This window comes from Kribbella deserti, assembly GCF_042434725.1.
GTDB lineage: Bacteria > Actinomycetota > Actinomycetes > Propionibacteriales > Kribbellaceae > Kribbella > Kribbella deserti.
The window spans coordinates 1-21,083 of sequence record NZ_JBHLTC010000012.1; the positions used below are offsets into that span (position 1 = coordinate 1).

18 protein-coding genes are annotated in these 21,083 nt (G+C 68.0%); 9 read left to right on the forward strand and 9 right to left on the reverse strand.

The window, feature by feature from the left end:
* Positions 1-95 precede the first annotated feature (95 nt).
* The gene (locus ACFFGN_RS10455; protein ID WP_380045907.1) at positions 96-710 is read left to right on the forward strand and encodes a hypothetical protein; all 615 of its coding nucleotides are present in this window, start codon (positions 96-98) and stop codon (positions 708-710) included.
* A gap of 137 nt (positions 711-847) precedes the next feature.
* Here ACFFGN_RS10455 and ACFFGN_RS10460 read toward each other — a convergent pair whose 3' ends face one another.
* Together ACFFGN_RS10460 and ACFFGN_RS10465 are read right to left on the reverse strand one after the other, a co-directional pair.
* A complete protein-coding gene (locus ACFFGN_RS10460) occupies positions 848-1,825 on the reverse strand; it encodes a TAXI family TRAP transporter solute-binding subunit (RefSeq protein WP_380045909.1) in 978 nt (325 codons plus the stop codon).
* A complete protein-coding gene (locus ACFFGN_RS10465; RefSeq protein WP_380045911.1) occupies positions 1,822-3,849 on the reverse strand; it encodes a TRAP transporter permease in 2,028 nt (675 codons plus the stop codon). Before ACFFGN_RS10465 ends, ACFFGN_RS10460 begins: the two co-directional genes overlap by 4 nt.
* Before the next feature lie 123 nt (positions 3,850-3,972).
* On the opposite strand from ACFFGN_RS10465, the gene ACFFGN_RS10470 reads away from it, so the two are divergent.
* Complete coding sequence (locus ACFFGN_RS10470) at positions 3,973-4,638, forward strand: response regulator transcription factor (protein WP_380045913.1); 666 nt, start codon at positions 3,973-3,975, stop codon at positions 4,636-4,638.
* 17 nt (positions 4,639-4,655) lie between these two features.
* On the forward strand, positions 4,656-6,053 hold the full coding sequence (locus ACFFGN_RS10475; RefSeq protein ID WP_380045915.1) for a sensor histidine kinase: 1,398 nt from the start codon (positions 4,656-4,658) through the stop codon (positions 6,051-6,053).
* 52 nt (positions 6,054-6,105) lie between these two features.
* Here ACFFGN_RS10475 and ACFFGN_RS10480 read toward each other — a convergent pair whose 3' ends face one another.
* Complete coding sequence (locus tag ACFFGN_RS10480; protein ID WP_380045918.1) at positions 6,106-7,068, reverse strand: TAXI family TRAP transporter solute-binding subunit; 963 nt, start codon at positions 7,066-7,068, stop codon at positions 6,106-6,108.
* Between the two features lie 176 nt (positions 7,069-7,244).
* Here ACFFGN_RS10480 and ACFFGN_RS10485 point away from each other — a divergent pair, with 176 nt between their 5' ends.
* The gene (locus ACFFGN_RS10485; protein WP_380045920.1) at positions 7,245-10,277 is read left to right on the forward strand and encodes an alpha-mannosidase; all 3,033 of its coding nucleotides are present in this window, start codon (positions 7,245-7,247) and stop codon (positions 10,275-10,277) included.
* 137 nt (positions 10,278-10,414) lie between these two features.
* Here ACFFGN_RS10485 and ACFFGN_RS10490 read toward each other — a convergent pair whose 3' ends face one another.
* Together ACFFGN_RS10490 and ACFFGN_RS10495 are read right to left on the reverse strand one after the other, a co-directional pair.
* Positions 10,415-11,266 (reverse strand): SGNH/GDSL hydrolase family protein, encoded by an 852-nt coding sequence (locus tag ACFFGN_RS10490; RefSeq protein WP_380045922.1) that lies wholly within the window; start codon positions 11,264-11,266, stop codon positions 10,415-10,417.
* 196 nt (positions 11,267-11,462) lie between these two features.
* Positions 11,463-11,897 (reverse strand): DUF5709 domain-containing protein, encoded by a 435-nt coding sequence (locus tag ACFFGN_RS10495; RefSeq protein WP_380045924.1) that lies wholly within the window; start codon positions 11,895-11,897, stop codon positions 11,463-11,465.
* 69 nt (positions 11,898-11,966) lie between these two features.
* Between ACFFGN_RS10495 and ACFFGN_RS10500 the strand changes: the two genes are divergently transcribed.
* From ACFFGN_RS10500 to ACFFGN_RS10510, 3 genes are all read left to right on the forward strand, one after another.
* Positions 11,967-13,274, forward strand: a complete 1,308-nt coding sequence (locus tag ACFFGN_RS10500; RefSeq protein ID WP_380045926.1) for a cytochrome P450 — start codon at positions 11,967-11,969, stop codon at positions 13,272-13,274.
* A gap of 74 nt (positions 13,275-13,348) precedes the next feature.
* Positions 13,349-14,503 carry an FUSC family protein gene (locus tag ACFFGN_RS10505; RefSeq protein ID WP_380045928.1) on the forward strand — a complete coding sequence of 385 codons (1,155 nt, stop codon included), beginning with the start codon at positions 13,349-13,351 and terminating at the stop codon, positions 14,501-14,503.
* Positions 14,504-14,560: 57 nt separating this feature from the next.
* A complete protein-coding gene (locus ACFFGN_RS10510; RefSeq protein ID WP_380045930.1) occupies positions 14,561-14,713 on the forward strand; it encodes a hypothetical protein in 153 nt (50 codons plus the stop codon).
* 191 nt (positions 14,714-14,904) lie between these two features.
* Here ACFFGN_RS10510 and ACFFGN_RS10515 read toward each other — a convergent pair whose 3' ends face one another.
* Together ACFFGN_RS10515 and ACFFGN_RS10520 are read right to left on the reverse strand one after the other, a co-directional pair.
* Positions 14,905-15,366, reverse strand: coding sequence for an OsmC family protein (locus ACFFGN_RS10515; RefSeq protein ID WP_380045932.1), 462 nt, complete (start codon positions 15,364-15,366; stop codon positions 14,905-14,907).
* A gap of 13 nt (positions 15,367-15,379) precedes the next feature.
* Positions 15,380-16,519: a phosphatidylinositol-specific phospholipase C1-like protein gene (locus ACFFGN_RS10520; RefSeq protein ID WP_380045934.1), complete on the reverse strand. Its 1,140-nt coding sequence runs from the start codon at positions 16,517-16,519 to the stop codon at positions 15,380-15,382.
* Positions 16,520-16,794: 275 nt separating this feature from the next.
* On the opposite strand from ACFFGN_RS10520, the gene ACFFGN_RS10525 reads away from it, so the two are divergent.
* Positions 16,795-17,433 (forward strand): TetR/AcrR family transcriptional regulator, encoded by a 639-nt coding sequence (locus tag ACFFGN_RS10525; RefSeq protein ID WP_380045936.1) that lies wholly within the window; start codon positions 16,795-16,797, stop codon positions 17,431-17,433.
* 85 nt (positions 17,434-17,518) lie between these two features.
* Here the strand turns inward: ACFFGN_RS10525 and ACFFGN_RS10530 are convergent, their stop codons facing one another.
* On the reverse strand, positions 17,519-17,878 hold the full coding sequence (locus ACFFGN_RS10530) for a DUF3592 domain-containing protein (protein ID WP_380045938.1): 360 nt from the start codon (positions 17,876-17,878) through the stop codon (positions 17,519-17,521).
* A 135-nt stretch (positions 17,879-18,013) separates the two neighbouring features.
* Positions 18,014-19,939: a DUF5107 domain-containing protein gene (locus ACFFGN_RS10535; protein WP_380045940.1), complete on the reverse strand. Its 1,926-nt coding sequence runs from the start codon at positions 19,937-19,939 to the stop codon at positions 18,014-18,016.
* A 359-nt stretch (positions 19,940-20,298) separates the two neighbouring features.
* Between ACFFGN_RS10535 and ACFFGN_RS10540 the strand changes: the two genes are divergently transcribed.
* The gene (locus ACFFGN_RS10540) at positions 20,299-21,078 is read left to right on the forward strand and encodes a hypothetical protein (RefSeq protein WP_380045942.1); all 780 of its coding nucleotides are present in this window, start codon (positions 20,299-20,301) and stop codon (positions 21,076-21,078) included.
* Positions 21,079-21,083 lie beyond the last annotated feature (5 nt).

Genomic DNA, 21,083 nt, shown 5'->3' on the forward strand with positions numbered 1-21,083 from the left:
CGTCACACCCTGCTCCTCACCCAATCGCCAACTGACTCACAACCAGCCTGGCGAAGAGGGCCACGCTTGAAAAGGCTCTTGGCTACGAACACCTGATGATTCGCGAGCTGGCCCGGCCCGCCCACCAGCCGGACGCCGGCGCACCGGATCGACGGCACGAGACCGACTGGTTCTACGCGATCACCGCGCAGCACCTCGCCGCCGCCGAGGACGTTCTGCTCCCCCGGGTCCGTCGGCTCGACGACGGTAAGGCCAAGGTGGCGGCGTACGTCGACAACGCGCGGCGGCTGGAGAAGAACCTGCGCCTGCTGAAGGCCCGCATCTACGGCGACGGCCGGGCCCAGCACCTACGCCAGTCCGACCTGTGGCGGCGCATCGATGAACTACTCGCCGAGCACGAACGGCTCGAGACGGAGTATGGCGCCATGCTGGCGGAGGAACTCGGCAGCGGCGACATCAGCTCCTTGACCGAACGGCTGCTCAGCGCCGAGGAACACGCGCCGACCCGGGCGCATCCGGTCTCACCGCACACCGGTTTCGCCGGCCGGATGGCCCATCGGATGTGGCGCCTGGCCGATACCACTTGGGACAACGCCGAGGGCCGGGTAGTACCGACGCACTACCACCGCCACCCGAAACGCGACTCCGCGCTCTCCCTTTATCTGCGCGGCGGAATGATGCCGATCCCACCGCCACCTCCGCCGGGCTAGGCCGACCAGCCGCACCTTTCATATGCACGGTCCCGCCCGCACCTGCACCGAGCTAGGCCGGCCGCACAGACCCGGCGGGAAAACGAACACCCTCCCCCGCTGCGCCTGGTTTGCGGGGGAGGGTGGCTTGGGGGCTGTTAGCCGAGTTCGTCGATCGCCTTCTGGGCGCCCGGGTGCATCTGGACCGGGGCCACCTTGGTCGCGTCCTCGAGCTTGATGCCCTTGGCCGCGGCGTTGACCTGGATCAGCGCGTCCTTGTTCTCGTAGATCAGCTTGGTGATCTTCTCCGCGAGCTCCGGCGCCATGTCCTTGCGGACCAGCAGGACGTTCGGTACCACGATCGTAGACACGTCGGCCGGCTGCTTGTACGTCGCGGCGGGAATGTCGCCGGCGGCGTACGCGTCCGGGTAGGTCTTCTGCATGGCGGGCAGTACGTCGGCCAGCGAGATCAGCTTGACGTCCTTGCCGAGGCTGGTGGTGAGGTCGGTGATACCGCTGGTCGGCAGGCCGCCGGACCACACCAGCGCGTCGATCGAGCCGCTCTTCATCGCGTCGACGGACTCGGGCAGGCCGAGCCGCTGGGCGGTGATGTCGCGGGCGGGGTCGAGACCGGCGGCCTCGATCAGGCGCCGGGCGATCACCTCGGTACCGGAGTCGGGCGAGCCGGTCGAGACCTTCTTGCCCTTGAGGTCGGCCACGGTATTGATACCGGACGAGGTCCGCACCGCAACCTGGGTGTAGTTCGGGTACAGGCGGGTCAGCGCGACGACCTCCTGCTTGACCGGGAACTTGCCCTTGCCGTCGACCGCGTCGGCCGCGGTGTCACCGAGCGAGAACGCGATGTCGTAGTTGCCCGCGACCAGGCCCTGGATGTTCTGCACCGACGCCCCGGTCTCGCTGGCCGTGGCGCGGTAGCCCTCGATCTTGGACGAGATCAGCGAGGCGAGCGAACCGCCCAGCTGGTAGTAGACGCCAGTGGTGTTACCGGTCGCGATGGTCAGACGGCCACCGTTGGTGTCATCGCCGGTGTTCGCCTCGCGTTGACCGCCACAGGCGGCCAGGGTGATGGCCGTGGCGATCGCGACCACCGTGGTGGAGAGGCGACGGATTCTCATGTCGGCACAGATCCTTCCGTTGAACTCCGCAGGCGCTGTCGCCGGCCGAGGTTGATGACCACCGCGAGCAGTAACAGGCCCAGCCCGATACCGATCGTGGTGGGCGCAAGGTACAGCAGTAACAGGGCCGCGGGCACGCACACCACGCGCTCCAGCCGGCCGGTCCGGACCACGATCCAGCCGCCGGTGACGATCGCGAGCGCGCCGACCGCGAGCGCCGAAACCAGCAGGGTCCACACCATGCCGAGCAGACTGCCCTGCCCGAGCAGGTTCGAACCGTTGTCGGTGAGAACGAAGGCGAACGGCACCAGAAAGGCGGGCAGCGTGTACTTCCACGCCTGCCACATGGTGGCCATCGCCCGCCCGCCGGTGATCGCGGCCGTCGCCACGGCGGCCAGTGCGGTCGGCGGCGACACCTCCGAGAGCACCGCGTAGTAGAAGATGAACATGTACGCCTCGGGCTTGGTGACGTCGAGCTGCACCAGCGCCGGCGCGATGATCACCGCGGCGATGATGAACGAGGCGGTCACCGGCACGGCGAGACCGAGCAGCAGCACCGCGAAGGCCGACAGCACCACCGTCAGGATCAGCACCACGGTCGCGTTCTGCGACACGGCCGCCGCGCCGGACACGATGATCTCGGCCAGGTTCAGACCCAGACCGGTCTGGGTGGTGACCGCGACGATGATGCCGGCCACCGCACAGGTGGCGACCACCGGCAGCACCGAGCGAGTGCCCTGCGCCAGCGCCACGAACAGCCGCCCGGGCGTCAGCCGGTGCTCCTTGTCCAGGAACGACAGCCCGATCTGGAGCAGGGTCGCGTAGACCACTGCCCGGAACGGCGGCACGTCCATCGCCATGAAGCCGATGATCACGAACAGCGAGATGAAGTGGTAGCTGAACCGAAGTAGCAGCTTGCGGGCCGACTTGCCCGACGGCTCGACCGCGTCGGTACCGTGCCGGCGCGCGTCCATCTCGATCGCGAACAGGATGCCGAGGTAGTACAGGATCGTCGGGATGACCGCGAAGCCGAGTACGGCCAGATAACTCGTCTCCAGGAACTCCGCGATGATGAAGGCGGCCGCACCCAGCGTCGGCGGCGACAGGATCGCGCCGATACCGGCCGCCGCGAGCATGCCGCCCGCTGGTTCCGCCGGATAACCCGCGCGCCGCAGGATCGGCCACGAGACCGTGCCCAGCGATACCGCGGTCGCCGTACCCGATCCGGACACCGTGCCGAGCAGGAAGCCGGCCAGCGTGACGGTACGCCCGGGAGCCGTGCGACTGCGTTTGAAGGCGGCGAACGAAAGATCGATGAAAAATTTCCCGGCGCCCGACGCCTCGAGTACCGCGCCGTAGATCGTGAACAACACGATGTAACTCGCTGCAACCGCCAGGGGCGTTCCGTAGAAGCCGGACGTGCCTATGAAGAGCTGCGCGATGATGGCCGGGAAGTCCACTCCCTCGTGGGCCAACGACCACGTGGTCGGCACGTAGCTGCCGTAGTAGGAGTAGGCGATGAAGACCAGGCTGACGGCCGGAAGCACCCAGCCCGTCGTACGGCGGCAGGCCTCCAGGCTCAGCAGCAGCAACAGTGTGCCGGCTAGAACGTCGAGGGTCTCCGGGATCTGCCGGCGCTCCAGGAAGGCGTCGAAGTCCAGGACCGGGTAGAGGGCAACGACGAACGCCAAAACGGCTAGTAGCCAGTCGAACACGCCTGGATTGTCGCCAGGGCGGCGGCGGTTCCGGAACGGGTTCATCACCGCGGGGACCTTCCAGCCGCGGTAGCACAGCAGGGTGATCGGCAGGATGGCGGCGAGGAAGAGGACAAGGTAATACTGCGTGCCGGTAGGTATCGGAAAGAACACCTGAAGCAGCACGCCCACACTTACGACGGCACACCAGACAGACACCGCCAGGTCCAGGGACCGGTGCAGACTTCGCGCCGGACGCTCCTGTTCGAACCCGGCGATCTCGGCCTCGGACAGCGTTCTACCGCTGTCACCGCCGATACCGACAGTCATCGCTCCGCTCCCTCCTGTGCCCGAAGGCTAGGTGTGCCCGACTCAGGGCATGGAGATTACAGATCGGCTCTTAACCAAGATCTGACACACACGTCTAACCGGCGGTGCCCTACGATCACCCCCATGAGCGGCGCCGTGAGGATCTTGCTGGTCGAGGACGATCTCGACATCGCGAATGCGCTCATCCCGGCATTGAGACGATATGGGTTGGTGGTCACACATGTGCGGACCGCCGCCGAGGCACTGGCAGCCGATCCCGGCGACCTGGTGCTACTCGATCTCGGCCTGCCCGACGGAGACGGCATCAACGTGTGCCGCCAGATCCGGACCGTCTCCGACGTTCCGGTCATCGCCGTCACGGCCAGGGGTGAGGCAGCTGACCGGGTGCGGGGATTGCGCAGTGGTGCCGACGACTACGTCGTGAAGCCCTTCGCGATCTCCGAACTGCTGGCCCGGATCGACGCGGTGCTACGCCGGACCGGGCTACTGCAACCACGTCCGCGGGTGAAGGTCGGCGACCTGACCGTGGACATCGAGGCCCGTACGGTCGAGGTGGCGGACAAGCAGATCACGCTGACCCGCAAGGAGTTCGACGTACTCGCGGTGCTCGCCTCCCACCACGGCCGGGTGGTGCCGCGCGAACAGGTCGCGCTGTACGCCTGGCAGTCGGTTTTCGAGGCCTCGTCGCGAACGATGGACGTGCACGTGGCCAGCCTGCGGGCGAAGTTGGGCCGGCCCGAACTCGTCCAGACCATCCGGGGTGTCGGCTACCGCCTCGGGGCGGATTGAGAACCGGGGACTGATTCGTGCGACGCCGCCTGCTGCAGTCTCTGGTCCCGCTGGTCATTCTGCTGGCCATCGCCGCCGCGCTGCCCCTGGCCAACTACGTGGCCTCGGGCGCGTCTCGCACGCTCTTCGTCTCCCGCAGCAACGACGCCGACTGGTTCGCCGACGTGGCCGAATCGCCTTTGCAGTCAGGTGATATCGCCACCCTGCGCCAGCTCGCGGTCCGCTACCACAAGCTCTACAACACCCCGGTGTTCATCGTCGACGTCGACAACCGCGTGATCGCCACGTCGCGATCCGGCGTGAACGTGAACGAGCCCAAGCTCAGGGCCGAACTCGACCGTACGTTGGCCGGCCGGCTCAACGACGAACCACCTGCGCTCTGGCCGTGGCGCACCGCCGACATGATCGTCTCGCGCCCGGTGGTGAACAACGGGCGCGTGCTCGGCGCCGCCGTTTTGATGGTCCCGACCGACGACACCCGGGCCGACGTACAACGCTGGCTGCTGGTGGTGCTCGGCGGCCTGCTGCTCAGCCTCGGGCTCGTCGTACTCGGCGTCGTACAGCCGGTCAGCCGCTGGGTGCTGAAGCCCCTGCAGGACCTGGACAACGCGACCCACCAGGTGGCCCGTGGCGCCCTCGACATCCGGGTGCGTACGGACGGCCGCGCGCCGGAACTCCGCCGGCTCGGCGACAGCTTCAACTCGATGGCGCTGAGCCTGAACCAGTCCCGCCAGCGCGAACGCGAGTTCGTGGCCGACGCGTCCCACCAGCTTCGTACGCCGCTCACCTCGGCGCGGATCCACATCGAGGGCCTGTCCCGGCTCTCCCCGACCGCGCGGTTCGCGCTGGCCGATATCGACCGGCTCGGGCGGATCGTGCAACGGCTGTCGCGGCTGGCCGGTTCCGACCGCCCGGTCGAAGGCGGCGACGCCGAGGGCATGGACCTGGCCGAGGCCGTCAGCGAACGCCTGATCGGGTGGTCCGCGGTGTACGCGGCGGACGATCTGGAATTGATCGTCGGCAAGATGCAGCCGGGCCGGGTGGCCTCCGAGCTGGAGATCGACGACATTCTCGACGTGCTGCTCGACAACGCGGCCAAGTACGGCCAGCCGCCGGTCGAGGTGTCCGTACTGCGAGATCAGGACGAGGTTGTGCTGCAGGTTCGCGACCACGGCCTCGGGCTCAGTTCGAACGACCTGAAGAAGATCGGCGAGCGCTTCTGGCGCAGCACCCATCACCGGGAGATGCCTGGTACCGGTCTGGGGCTGGCCATCGTCCGGGCCGAAGCCACCCGCGTCGGCGGCCGTGTCGTGGCCACCCCTGGCGCCGGCGGCGGCCTCGTCATCGAGATCCGCTTGCCTGCCCTGGACCCGGCACCGCTCCCCATGCCCGCCGAAGCCCAGCACCGCCGCTGACCCGATCCACTTGCGCCCTGCGGGGGCGGCCGGGCGTCACTCGGGCCCGGGCTCAGGTGTGGTTGGCGCGGTACCAGCGTTCGGCGGCGGGGTGGAGGGGGACGGGCATGGTGGCGATGGCGGAGCGCTGGTCCAGCGAGCCGGCTTCGGCGTGGTACTTCATCAGCTCGGGCTGACGGCGGAACAGGGTGTTGACGGTCCACCAGGCCCACGAGTCGGACAGGGTGAACTTGGCCAGCAGGAAGTTCGGGACCGACAGCGTGTTGACCGAGTTGGACAGCCCGTACACCGACGGCGGTACCGACGTCAGGACGTAACTGCCGAGGCGTTTGTTGGCCAGTTTCGCGGCCTGGGGGCCGATGTCGATCAGCCGGAAGCCGATCCGGCTCTGCAGCTTGACCAAGGGCTCGGTGGGCAGACCACCACTCCAGATCAGCGCGTCGATCTTGCCCTGCTCCAGCGCGATCGCGGCCGGGCCCAGTTCGAGATTACGCGGCTTGAAGTTGCGAATGCCCGACACGTGCAGCAGCCGCGTCGCGGTCACCAGCGTGCCGGAGTTCTCCGCGCCGACGTTGACGACCTTGTTCCTGAGGTCGCCGAGGTTCTCGATCTTCGAGCTCAACGGCACCACCACGTGCACATAGTTGTCGTGCGTTCGCGCCAGCGCCCACATCGGAATCGCGCCGCTGCGGGAGAAGACGTGCCTGCCCTCGTGGGCGTCGGCCGCGGAGTCGGCCAGGCTGAACGCGAGGTCGGCACCATCGTTCTGCGCGAGCATCCTGAGGTTCTCGACCGAGCCGTCCGTGCGCTTGGTCTGCAGCTCTTTACCGGTCACCTCGGAGACGAGCTTGGCCAGGCCCTCCCCGTACTTGTCGTAGACGCCACCGGCATTACCGGTCGCGAGCTTGGCTGGAAACGAGGGAGCTGGTTCGTCGGAGCGGCCCCGGGAGCACCCGGGCGTCACGACGGCCGCGGCGCCGGCGACGGCGGCACCGAGGAACGATCGGCGATCCATGGGCCAAAGGTAGTCGGCATTCGGCCTGGCCGCCTCCCCTCGCTCAAGTCGTGGCCAAGCCGGCCCGGCAACGCTCCCACGAGCAACCCGGAGGCGATGCCGTCTAGACGGGCGCCACCTCGGTGTGACAGCGTTGTCATGACGAACCAGGTCAGAACCATTTCACGGAGGACTTCGTGCACGACGACCGATCACTCATCGAGGAGCGGCTCAAGCGCGCCCTGAGGGAACGCATCCGCCCCGCGATCTACGGCGCCGCCGTACCGCTCGACATAAAGGTCTGGCACGCGCCGGGTGAGCCGGTGTCACCCGCCGAAGCCCTCGCGGCGCCGTACGAGCCGGCCGGCGTCGGTACGCCGTGGGGCCCGGCTTGGGGTACCGCGTGGTTCCACTTCAGCGGGCAGGTCCCGGCCGACTGGTCGGGCCAGGAGATCGAGGCGGTCATCGACCTCGGCTTCAGCGGTGGCCCGGGCTTTTCCGCGGAGGGCCTGGTGCACACCAGCAGCGGCGTTCCGCTGAAGGGCCTGCACCCGCGCCAGACCTACGCCCCGCTCTCGATCTTCGGGCCCGACGGTGGTCCGGCCGCGCCGGGCGACCAGATCGAGTTCTACGTCGAGGCCGCCGCGAACCCCGAGGTGCTCGGCTGGAACGCGTTCGCGCCGATCGACGACCTGGGCAGCAAGCCGAAGCCGGGCGGTAAGCCCATCTACGAGCTGCGCCGGGCTGACCTGGCCGTCTTCCACCCGGAGGTCTGGGACCTGATCCTGGACCTGGAGGCGCTGGACGGCCTGCAGAAGGAATTGGCCGAGAGCGAGCCGCGGCGCCGGGAGATCCTCCGCGCGATCAGCCGCGCGCTGGACGTCCTGGACTACGAGAACGTGCCAGGAACCGCCGCGGACGCCCGAGCCGAACTGACCGACGTACTGAGCCGTCCGGCCCATGCGAGCGCTCACCAGCTCTCGGCCGTCGGACACGCGCACATCGACTCCGCGTGGCTCTGGCCGCTTCGGGAGACCAAGCGCAAGGTGGCCCGCACGGTGTCTAACGTGGCCAACCTGGCGCAGGAGTACCCGGAGCTGGTCTTCGCGTTCTCCCAGGCCCAGCAGCACGCCTGGGTCAAGGAGAACTACCCCGAGGTCTGGGAGCGCCTGAAGAAGGCTGTCGCCGACGGCACGATCGTTCCGGTCGGCGGGATGTGGGTCGAGTCCGACACCAACCTGCCCGGTGGTGAGGCGCTGGCCCGGCAGTTCATCCACGGCAAGCGGTTCTTCCTCGACGAGTACGGCATCGACACCCAGGAGGTCTGGCTGCCGGACTCCTTCGGCTACACGGCGGCCCTACCGCAGCTGGTGAAGCTGTCCGGCTCCAAGTGGTTCCTGACCCAGAAGATCTCCTGGAACAAGGAGAACCGCTTCCCCCACCACACCTTCTGGTGGGAGGGCCTCGACGGTACGAGGGTGTTCACGCACTTCCCGCCGATCGACACGTACAACTCCGACCTATCCGGCCGGGAGCTCGCACACGCTCAGCGGAACTTCGCCGAGAACGGCGCGGCCACGCGTTCCCTGGTGCCCTTCGGGTACGGCGACGGCGGTGGCGGTCCCACCCGGGAGTTCATCGCGACGGCCCGTCGGGTGGCCAACCTGGAGTCCAGCCCGAAGGTGACGATCGAGTCGCCGACGGAGTTCTTCAGCGCGGCAGAGGCCGAGTACCCGAATGCGCCGGTGTGGTCGGGTGAGCTCTACCTGGAGATCCACCGCGCGACGTACACCTCACAGGCCAAGACCAAGCAGGGCAACCGGCGTAGCGAGCACCTGCTGCGCGAGGCCGAGCTGTGGGCGGCAAGCGCCGTTGTCGCCGGCAAGCTCGACAGTTACCCGTACGAGGAGTTCGACCGGCTCTGGAAGGTCGTACTGCTCAACCAATTCCACGACATCCTGCCGGGTAGTTCGATCTCCTGGGTGCACCGCGAGGCCGAGGCGACGTACGCGAAGGTGGCCGAGGAGCTCGAGTCGATCATCGGCCGGTCGCTTTCGGCACTGGCGGGTGAAGGGTTCGAGCCGGTGACGTTCAACGCGGCACCGCACAGCCGTGGTGGTGTCGCCGCACTCGGTGCGGGTCACCGCACCACCGAGGACGCGCCGGTCACGGTCGACCAGGGCGTACTCGACAACGGCCTGATCCGGGTCGCGGTCGACGAGCGCGGGCTGATCACCTCGGTGTACGACGTTGCCGCCGAGCGCGAGGTCATTGCCCCGGGCAACGTGGCGAACCTGCTGCAGATCCACGTGGACACCCCGAACCAGTGGGATGCCTGGGACGTCGACTCGTTCTACCAGAACAACGTCCGCGACATCACCGAGGTGGATTCGGTCGAGTTCAGCGCGCCGTCCGAAGACGGTGACGGCGCGGGCACGGTCGTGGTGAAGCGCTCGTTCGGCCGGTCCAGCATCACCCAGACACTGCGGTTGCGCCCGGGCACCAAGCGGGTCGACATCGAGACTGAAGTCGACTGGCACGAGTCGGAGAAGTTCCTCAAGGCGGCTTTCGGAGTCGACATTCACGCGGATCGCTCGGCCTCGGAAACCCAGTTCGGGCACATCTTCCGCCCGACCCACCAGAACACCTCGTGGGATGCGGCCAAGTTCGAGATCGCCGCGCATCGCTGGGTACACGTGGGCGAGCCCGGGTACGGCGTGGCCGTGGTGAACGACTCCACCTACGGGCACGACATCACCCGCACGGCCCGCGAGGACGGTGGTACGACGACCAACATCCGGCTGTCGGTCATTCGCGCGCCGCGGTTCCCCGACCCGCAGACCGACCAGGGCGTGCACGTCATCAACTACGCGCTGGTGGTCGGCGCGGGTATTCCGGAGGCCGTCGAAGAGGGCTACCGGATCAACCTGCCCGAGCGCGTTGTCAGCGGCGCGGCGGCACCTTCGCCGATCGTTGCCGTGGACAACGGCAACGTCATCGTCGAAGCGGTCAAGCTGGCCGACGACAAGTCCGGTGACGTCATCGTCCGGTTGTACGAGTCCAGCGGTGGTCGCTCCCGGGCGACACTGACCGCCGGGTTCGAGGTGGCCGCGGTGACCGAGGTCGACCTGCTGGAACGCCAGCTGGCCGATCGCGACCTGGTCGACGGCGGCGTCTCCTTCGAGCTCCGCCCCTTCCAGATCCTCACCCTCCGCCTCAAGCGCGCCTAGCCCCTACGCAACCGAGGGCCCCTGCCAACCTGGCGGGGGCCCTCGCCCGCTTCTGCTAGGCGTTCATGCGCCGGAACCCGCCCTCTCAGCACGGCCGTCCTCTGCAGGCCCGCGCACAGAAGAGGGCGGATTCCGCCTTATCGCACCTCGCTTGCGGTTTGGGCGACGATTTCGCCGAAGGCGGCCATTCCCCGCCAGCTCGGGTGCAACGGCGCGGCGGCCGAGGTCGGTACCAGCCCTTCGAGCCAGCGACTGGTGATCGGCGCGCAGGCATCGTGCCCGATGCTCGGCGTACGCAGGTCGACGTACGTCGCTCCGTGCGCCGCGGCCTGTTGCGCCAGCATCGTGTTCAGGCGATCCACCGTGGCCTGCAGATAGTCGGCGTCGACGGACCAGACCGGCACGGCCGGGAAGCATCCGCCCGGGCGGACGTACGTGCCGTATCCGGTGACGAGGACCTTCGCGTTCGGGGCGAGCTCGCGAATCCGGGCGAAGGCCTGGCCCACCGAGGGCGCCGCCGCGGCGATTCGTGCGGCTAGTTGGTCCTTGCCGCCGGCGGTGTAGCGCGCCTTGCACGACGTACCGGCCGGCGGCGGCAACAGGTTGATGCAGCTCAGAGCGGCGGGGACCAGGCCGGTGTCGTTGCCGCCGATCGCCACCGTCACCAGGTCGGTGGAGTCCTTCAGCGCGTTGAACTGCGGTGGGACGAACCCGAACTGCTTACTGGTGAAGTCGGGTACCACCGCGCCGGAGCAGGAGACGTCGGTCAGCTGCGCGCCGAGCGCTTTCGCGGCCACGTGCGGGTAGTTCAGGCTGGACCGCAGGCAGGCCACCGAGATCTGCAGCGGGATCAGCGGCCCGGCCGCCGCTGAATCGCCCAACGCGACGTATTCGTAGGGCTCGGCCTCGGCTGCGGCAGGGGTGGTCGGGGCAAGCAGGCCGAGCAGCGCGGCCGCCGCTGCGAGGCCGGTTAGCGCACGTCGTCTCATGAACCCTCCGTGGTGGCGAAGTTACCGATGGGAAGCATCTGCAGACATGATCGACCACCAACGGCCCGCCGGTCGCTGGGTGGCTACCCAGACTTCTGGAGGTGTTCTTTGTGACGTGCCACAACCCTGCCCGGCTGAGCGGGCTGGATCCGGCTCAGCCCGATCAGCCGGCTCGACTGTTCGCCGCTAGGGCAGGTCAGTCCTCGTAGAGCTCGTCATCGTCCTCGACCACGTGCACCGCGGCCTCTTCCGCGCTGGCGCCCGCGCCGTCGATACCGATGTCCTCCGCGATCAGGTCCTTGTCCTCGTCCGTGTGCGCGCCCTCGTCCGGCGCAACCAGCCGGCCCGAGCGGGCGCCACCGACCTCGGGGCCACCGACGTTCTCGGTCTCCTCGGCGTACGGGTCGATATCCGGCTCTTCCTGGGCGATCCGCTGGTCCAGCGTCTCGCCGGCAAGTGCCTCCTCGGCGGTGTTGCCGAAGCCTTCAGCCGGAGACCACTTCTCGGGCGGCGAATAGCCCTCGTCGAGCACATCGTCCACGCCCCGGTCGTCCAGGCTGTCCCCCGGCTGCAGCTGGTCCTCGTCGTCGACGCTGTAGCTTCCGTAGTCCTCGCTGTTGTTCTCGGTCATGCCTCCACCTTGTCCACCCGGAACGCCGGACGCAAGGACGCTGCCCGCCTGTCGGCCTACCGTGGAGGGGTGACGACGCCACTGCTCGACACACGGACCCTCGATCGGCGGACGGCCCGCACGCTGCCGCCGGGGCCGCGCCTGCCGATGCTGCTGCAGACGATCCTGTTCGCCAGTCACCGGTCGCGGTTCTTCCCCTGGCTGCGACGACGGTACGGCGATGTGGCGACCATCCGGATCGTGCCGCGCGGCCGGGTGGTCGTCGTCCTCAGCGATCCGGCCGATATCCGCACGCTCTTCTCGCTGCCGATCACCGCCTCGCATAGCGGCGAGGGCAACGCCGTACTGCAGCCGATCATGGGCGACCACTCGCTGCTGATCCTGGACGAGGACGAGCACCTGCGAATCCGGAAACAGCTCATGCCCGCGTTCCACGGTCACGCCCTGCGCGGGTATCGCGACCTGATCGCCGATCTGGCCGAGGCCGAGGTGGCGAGCTGGACGCCCGGTCAGCCGTTGCGACTGGCCGACCGGATGCGCGCGTTGACGCTGGAGATCATCCTGCAGGTGGTTTTCGGTATGACCGACGGCGAACGCCTCGACCGGCTCCGGCCGTTGCTCGATCGCGTCGTCTCGGTCAATCCGGTGATCATGCTGGGCGGGTTCTATCCCCGCCTGCTGCGGTACCCGCCGTGGCGCTGGTACGTCGACGCGCAACGTGAGGCCGACAAGCTCCTGTACGACGAAATCGCGGCCAGGCGGGCAAGTCCGGATCTGGCCGGGCGCACCGACGTACTGTCCCGGCTTTTGCAGAACGGCGAGTGGTCCGACCTCGAACTGCGCGATCAGCTGGTCACGTTGCTGCTCGCCGGACACGAGACGACGGCCACCTCGCTGGCGTGGACGTTGCACGACCTGGCCCGGCTGCCGGAGGTACTACGCAAAGCGCAGACGGGCGGTGACGAATACCTGGAAGCGGTGACGAAGGAGTCCCTGCGGCGGCATCCGGTGATCTACCAGGTGGGCCGGCGGCTGACGGAAACGGTCGAGCTGGCGGGATATCACCTGCCGAGAGGTACGACGGTGATGGCCGCGATCGGGCTGGTCCATGCGGATCCGGCGCATTATCCGGAGCCGGAGGTGTTCCGCCCGGAGCGGTTCATCGAGGGCCAGCCGGCGCCGTGGATCCCCTTCGGCGGCGGAGTACGACGCTGCCTCGGCGCGGGTTTCTCCATGCTCGAGTCCACGGAGATCCTCCGAGCCACCCTCGCCCGCTACACCCTCCACGCCCCCGACCCCACCCCCGAAACCCCCCACGCCCGCAACGTAACCCTCACCCCCTCCAACGCCACCACCCTCATCCCATTCCCCCGCTGACTCCGGATGACCCGCCACGTGTGACTTCTCGCCGTGTGGCGCGTGGTTCGGTGGGGGTGGCTGATGATGGGGGTGTGGATCCGGTTCGGTTGACGCTTGAGCAGTTGCGGGAGCTTCGGGATGATGTGGCGCCTCAGGCGGCGCGGCGGTCCCGGGCTTCGATTCGGCGGCGCGTCACGCGGTTGAAGGATCGGGCGTTCTTCGTCGCCCAATGCGCCCTTGCCGCCGGAGTGGCCTGGTGGCTCGCCCGCTACGTCCTCGGCCATGACATGCCGTTCTTCGCCCCCGTCGCCGCCATGGTGTGCCTCGGGTTCAGCTTCGGCCAGCGCCTCCGCCGGGTCGCCGAGGTCATGGTCGGTGTGGCCGTTGGCGTAGGAATCGGCGATCTGTTCGTGCACCTGTTCGGCACCGGCGTCTGGCAGATCGTCTTCGTTGTCGGCCTGGCGATGAGCGTCGCCGTACTGCTCGGCGCGGGCGGTCTGATGGTCACCCAAGCGGGTATCCAGGCCGCGATGGTCACCACCCTCCTACCCGATCCCAGTGCCGGGGTCAGCCGCTGGCTCGACGCGGCCTTGGGCGGAGCCGTCGCGCTCGCGGCAGCGACCATCGCCCCGGCGGCCGCTATTCGCCGCCCGAGGCAGCAGGCCGCCGAGGTCCTCAACGAACTCGCGTCCATCCTGCTGGAGACCGCCGACAGTTTGACCGCGCACGACGATGCCGCCGCGACGGACGCCCTTCGCCGGGCCCGCGCCAGCGAGTCGTTGCTGGACGACCTGCGCAGCGCCGCCGCGGAAGGTGTCGCCGTGGTCCGGATGTCGCCGTTCCGCCGACGCCACAAGGGCCGGGTCCAGCAGATCGCCGATCTCGTCGTACCGCTCGACCGGGCGATCCGCAACGTGCGGGTGCTGGTCCGCCGGGTGGCCGTGTCGATCTGGCGGGACGAGCGGATGCCGGCGGAGTACCCGGCCCTGCTCGAACGCCTCGCCGACGGCACCCGGCTGATCGCGGAATCGCTGTTCGAGCCGAATGCCCGGGTGGCGGCCCATCGCGTTCTCGGCGAACTCGGCCGCCGTACCGCGGAGATGCCCATTCCGGGCTCGCTGTCTGCCGTGGTGGCGCTGGGCCAGATCCGCTCCACCATCGTCGACCTGCTCGAACTGACCGGCGCCTCGTACGACGAGGCCCGGGCGCTGGTTCCGCTGCGTCCGGACGGCCTCGACGAGAAGTGACCTAGGTCACAGTCAAAACCCGCGTCATAGAACCCGGGGCCCGTACGTCTCTTGGGCATGACGATCCACCGACTGATGGCGGCCTTCGCGACCGAACCGGTGCACCTGCGCCGGACGGACGCCGACGCCCCCAGCAACGCATCGCACCCCACCCCGGCCCACGCGGCCGGTAGCCCCCCAGACGACCGGCCCACCGTCGCCGCCGAATGACGCGATAACCGGTCCCGGCGAACAGGCGGCGCACCGGCCGGTCTTTCCCACCGAGTCAGACCGTACGGAAGTCGCACGACGCTAGAGGCGCCCAGTTTGCGCGCGCCGTCTGTTCACCGCACTAGGACCCGCTGGTCCAACCTGACGCCGAATGCGCGAGGCTCAGGCTGGACCAGCGGGTTCTTATACGTTCAGCCCTGGAAGTCCTCGAAACCCGCGACCGTCACCTCGGTCAATACCGAGTTCGCGATGAAGCACTCCGCGTGCGCCCGGTGGTGCATCCGCCCGAGGGCCTCCGCGGCCGGGGTTTCCCCCGCGAAGACGATCTGCGGATTGAGCACCACCTTGGTGATCGCGATCTTGCCGTTGGCGTTCTTCTCCATCAGGCCGACGGCGTGATCGGTGTACGAGTCGACCACCAGCCGCTTCTTCGCCGCGATCGCCAGGAACGTCAGCATGTGGCAGGACGACAACGCCGCCACGAACGCCTCTTCGGGATCGACCGGGCCCTCGCTACCGAGGTACGCCGGATTGGCCGATCCGGCGACGGTGACACCGCCGTCGAAACGCCACTCGTGGTCCCGGCTGTAGGTCTGATAAGTGAACTCGTGCTCACCACGGGCCCACACCACGTCCACCACATGCTCCGACACGAGGCCTCCAGAATCAGCGTTGCAGGGCGGTATCCCGGCAGCGGTCCGCAACCGCGACAGGATTGCATCGTACGGCGACACCGCCGGGCAGGTGCGCCACGAAGTCGCTGTCGTAGCGAGCGGCCATGCCGACGACCGGGAAGTCCGTGGTGATCACCTGCGCGCCGCTGCCCAGCGCGATGCCGACGCGGCTGAAGTCGCGCGTGAGGATCGTGCTCATCGGCTCGTCCGACCGGGTCCGGACCAGGTAGCCCTTACGAACCAGCCGCTGGATCTCGGCCGTGTTCGCGCCACGCGGATCGTTCACCATCGTGACCGCCGCGTCCGGCTCGCCCTCGGGTCCGCGGGTGAAGGCCGCCCGGCCTTCCAGGTTCGGCCGGTCGGCCCGGTAGGCGTCCCGGATCGCGCCGGGCCCGCCGTTGTCGAAGAAGAACATCACCTTGCCGCGAACGTCGTTGACCTTCGGCCAGCCCTTGGTCAGTACCGACTGCTCCAGCGTCAGCCCAGGACGCCGTACGTCGTCCGGCGTGAGCAGGTCGTCGGGGCCGAAGACCGAGCGGATCTCGGTGTCGATGCCGTTGAGCTGGTTCGCGTCCCACGGCGGGCTCTGGGCGCCACCGGCCGCGACGATGCGCGGGTCGGACTGCTTCAGCTCGAGCTGGATCACGATCGGCGTGTGCCGGGGATTCGCGTCCGACCAGGTCTTCACTTGCCGAAGGCAACTGACGAAGGACCGGCAGGTGGTGTTGTAGTCGAAGTCCGCGATGTGCATGACCTTGATACCGGGCTTGGCCAGCTCCGGATCATTCAGCGGCGGCAATCCGGCGAGGCGGCGCAGCAGCGGGTTGGCGTAGAGGCCGCCGGCCGGGTCCGGGAAGAGGTCGAGCTCCAGCGCGCGGATGTTCTGGGCGCCGAGCTGATCCGGCAGCGACGCGTGCGAGTACCACAGATTGCCGGCATTCGGGTCCTGGCTGAGCTGGAGCTTCTTCTCGGTATCGGACAGCTCACGGTGGTAGGCGTTGTGCGCGCCGATGAACTGGGTCTGGTTCAGGCGCACGCCACCCGACGCACGATCCAGCGTGGGCCAGGCGACACCGGTCAGCGCCACGGCCATCGAGACCGCGCCGGCGACCAGCGAACGACGAGACAGCATTTCGGCTCCTATCGAAAACCACAGGGGGAAACGTGCCGCGCCCCGTCGTTCAGGGCCGTACGGCAGCGGCGGGCTGAACAGGACGCGGGCCGGGACCTTATGCCGGGGCCGCCCGGCTCGCAAGGGCGCACGTCAGCAGATCGCGGCCTGATGAACGGCGGATGGGCAGCAGGCAAGCGGCGCGCAACGACCGTTCGGCGCGGAATCCTTGCGGCTGGGCGCGAGCCGTCGCCGCGGTGACAGCGTTGTCCACCGCTCGCGGGCACAATGGCGCTATGGCGACCATCTCGCCGGGCGATCAGCCCGAGCCTCTGGGGTACTCGCTGCGCCGGGTCCCGACCCAGGACCGGGCCAGCGCGCAGGTCGAGCGCATTCTCGACGCGGCCTGTGTCGAGGTGACCGAACGCGGTTACGACACCGCCTCCACCAGCAGCATCGCGAAGCGGGCCGGTATCGCGGTGGGATCGGTCTACCGGTATTTCCCGGACAAGCGGGCGCTGATGCAGGCGGTCGAACGACGCAACCAGCGCCGGTACGCCGAGGCCGTTCGCGAACGCATGGCCACGGTCACCGGCTGGCGCGAGGCGGTCGACGTCACGCTCGACACCTTCCGCGAGATGCACGGCGCCGATCCGGGCTTTCGCGCGGTGGCGCTCAGTGGTCTCGGCGATCCGGACCTGGAGACCACGCCGGGTGAGTTCGACGACGATCACGCGGCGGAGTTCGGCGATCTGCTGGTCAGCCGGTTCGGCGCGCGGGAGAGTCGCGAGTTCCGGCTGGCGGTGACGATGTCGATCACCATGGGCGAAGCCGTGGCACACCTGGCGGATCGTCTGCCCGAGGCCGACGCCACCCACGTACTGGTGACCGGCCGGGCCGCATTGCATCAACTGCTCGAACCGCACCTGCCGTAGGAGGTGCGTCGCTGCGCCGAGCGGATCTCCCGTCCCCGAGTGGGACGGGAGATCTGGCCTCTCCCAGGTCGTCGGAGCGGGCCCGTTACTGTGCCGCGGAAGGAAGCCGGCCGGTCAGCTGACCCCGGCGCGGATGCCGGCAGTCGTAGCTGACGACCACACGTTCACCTTTGGCGTACATCTTCGCGGCGCTGACCGGGAGCCGGCGGACGGCCTCGAACGGCCCGTCACTGCCCCGGGTGTAGTACTGCGCCGTGACCTCGATGTATTCGGACGGGGCGTCGCCGTCCACCTGCCCCCGGAGCGGTCCCCGCACCCGGGTTACCTCACCAACTGTCAGCTCGGAGCCGGCCTTACGCCTCGGCCGGCCCGCGACCACGTCGGCAATGATGCATGTCGTGACTAGCAGCACCAAGCCGAACCCGACGATTACTGCGATCCACATGGCACTCACCCCCGACACACCGCCGGTTTGCGGCGTTATCGTCGTATCAAGGCTTACTCATGCGGGAGGTCCCGCACAACCGGTTTGACGCCAGGTTCGGCCAGTCGGTTCCCACAGGTAATGACAAATTCGCCGTCAGGTTCCGAACATGCCGAAGTCGTACGCCGCCGGCACCGGCTTTTCCGTCCCCAGGGCCTTCTGAACGGCCTGCCACAGTTCGGCCAACTGGTTCGCGCCTTCCCGAAGTCCGGGTAGCTCGATTCCCTCTGCCAGCAGGCTTTCCGCGCCCTGCGCGTCTCCACGAGCGAGACGCAATCTAGCCTCGGCCAACCGCACACGCGGGTCCTGCCGAATTTCACCCGAAAGGGCATTGAGAAAGGCCGAGGCCTGTTCAGTCGTCCCAAGTACGTCGAGGATCTCGATCGCCAGCGGGCGGTTCTCCGGCGCGAGTTCCGCCGCACGCAGGTAAGCAGTGATCGCGTCGTCCGTACGTCCTTCGCTCAAGTACGCGACGGCCAAGTTCCTCAAGGCCCATGGCGATTCGGCAAGCTCCAGGGACTTCTGCCAGGCGTCGACCGCCTCGGCCTGGCTGCCGGCATACCAGCGGGCTACACCCCGGTGGTACCAGACGAGCCAGTTGTCGGCGGCTTGCTCGAGTTGAGAGGCCCACGCCACCAGGGTCCCGTCAGGTGGTTCCAGCGGATCCGTGGCCGGAAGCTGTCCCTGCAAGAGCGGGAGCCACGCGCGCTCCCTTTCGGTCTGCGAGTCCTCTGCAAACGGCGTACCGGGTGAGACCTCCCAACCGGTACGAGCTATCTCCAGAGCGCCCCAACCCGAACCAACCGCTAGAGCCTCTTTGGGCGAGGTATCAGCCGTCGCGAGCCAACGGTCGTACCGCTCGGCCAGATCCGTCGCAGACAGCCGCAGCTCGCATACCGCGTCCACCCCAGCCGTTGCGGCTGACCAGTCTTCACCGTGTACGACGGTCGGATCCGCCTCCAACCGGCCGTACGCCTCAAGCCAAGACCAACTGGTTCGAGCCGGTAGCGGGAGGTGTTCCATCTGAGTACGCGCAAGCCCCGCCTGGATCTCCGCGTAGCCATGACCGCCCTTGCCCGGCGCGAGCCACTCCTGCCAGCGGTGACCGCCCTGGCCTTCGCCCCAGACGAAGAGCTTCCGGCCGCGAAGGCGTTCCGTGGAGACCTGCACGAGTCCCGTACCGGCGGCGTCGAGCGAGGCGATCCACGGCCGCTGCTCCGGCGGTACCTCGAAGAAGAAGTCGACGGCCTGCTGATGGTTCATGGGGTACGAAAGGTCAACGCCCAGGTACTCAGGTACGTCGACCAGGTCGAGGCGGCTCCCATACCCGAACCGCCAGGCCTGGTTGGCCGGCGCGAGGACTCTCGTACCGGGCGCTTGCTCCACTGCGATGTTCGACCACCAATAGATCGGTACAGCCAGGTCGGACGGGTTCTGGACACGTACGCCGACGTAGAGGAGGTCCGACTCGCGCGGTAGCCAGAAGTCGATCTGGACGACTAGACCGCGGCTACGTTCCCACTCCCACAGGCGAAGCATCGGAGTGCCGTCAGGACCTTCAACCTGCGCTGCGTGCATCGGGCTGCAGGTACCGGTCCAGTGGCCGGTACTACCTAGGTTCCACTCGACGCCTCCTGCGAACCAGGCGTTGCGCAGAGCCAGGTTGGCCGGCTGCAGGACGGGATTCCGGTACAGGAGCTCCTGGTCGAACGTCTTGTCCACCAGCGAGTACAAGCGGCCACCGAGTCCCGGGAGGATCGTCGCCCGCAGGTAGTCGTTCTCGAGGACTAGCGCGGGTAGAGACTCTTCAACCCGGTTCCGGCCGTAGCCGTCCTGGTCCAGGCAGGGCAGCACGCTGTGGAGTCGCCCGTACTGCATGTTCTCCCGCAGCTCGGCGGGAAGCTCATCGAGGTTCTCGACATCGTGGAGTTCCTGCGGGTTCCGCAGCGGCGGCAGCGGGTTCTCCGGGCCGAGAGCGGCTACGGGCAGAACCAGGTCATCAGGAAAGAGTCTCGTCGTCACCCGCCCAGTCTGCCGCCAACCCACCCAAAAGTCTCGCCATAACTGCCCACAACTCCCCCTTTCGAGCACCATCGATCACTCCGTCACCGCACTGAACCTCTCAAGCCGCTGCGTCGATTGGTCTGGATTTGCCCCGCTGGAGGAGCGAGTCAGTTGTCCGCAACGGTGCATGCGGGCAAATTGGGACGAATCGACGCAGCGGCTGAGGGCACGCGGTCGTTTCGGGGGATCCGGTGCTGGCGCGGGCCGCGGAAGCCGTTATGGGTTCGAGATCAGGCCGAGCAACCTATTACCGGGGTGAGGCGTCTCCACAGCACTACAGGTCGGCAGTCGGCCTGGCCTCAGGGGGAGGACCCGATATGAACACCATGCTTCGCCGCGTAGCGGTTTCACTTGCCGCGACCGCGGTTGCCACCACCGTTGCCCTGGCCGGCGCCGCGGGCGCTTCGGCCGGCTCGACCGCGGGCGACGCCCAGAGCTGCCTCAACTCACTCACAGGCCGTGGAACGGCGACGCCCGCGTCGATCGTCTACCCGGCACAACCCGCGCAGGTGACGTTGTCCACCTCGCAGTACGCGGGAGACCTCTGCAAGGGCCTGTCCGTTTCGATCGGCATCAGCCGCACCGACCTGACTGGATTCAAGGCGGCGAACGCCGGCGACTCGCGCTGGATCACGCCGGGCAAGCAGCGGTTCTCCGCCCAGTTCGTGCTGCCGCCGAACCAGCCCGGAACCTGGATGACCCGCCAGATCGCGGTCAAGGACCTCGCGGGCCGCACGGCGGTTAAGACCTTCACCGCAACGGATTCCCCGACCAAGGTGACGATCAAGCGCGAGTCGTTCCTGACCGGAAAGCCGACCGGTTCGGCCATCACCCACCCGTACGTGACGGCTCGCCTCACGGCGTGGAGTTCCGTCGGCACGATGGCCCACCTGGTCGGTCAGAACGTGCTCGTTCAGGTCAGGGCGCCGGGCTCGTCGACGTACGTCACGATCGCCCAGCGCAGGACCGGCGACAGCGGTTACATGGGCATCAGCGTGCCGGTCGGGAACTACCCGAAGCACGATCTGCGACTGGTGTTCATCTCGCCGTTCCAGACGATCGCGTCCGACTACACCTACCTGGGCCGGATCGCCTGACCTGC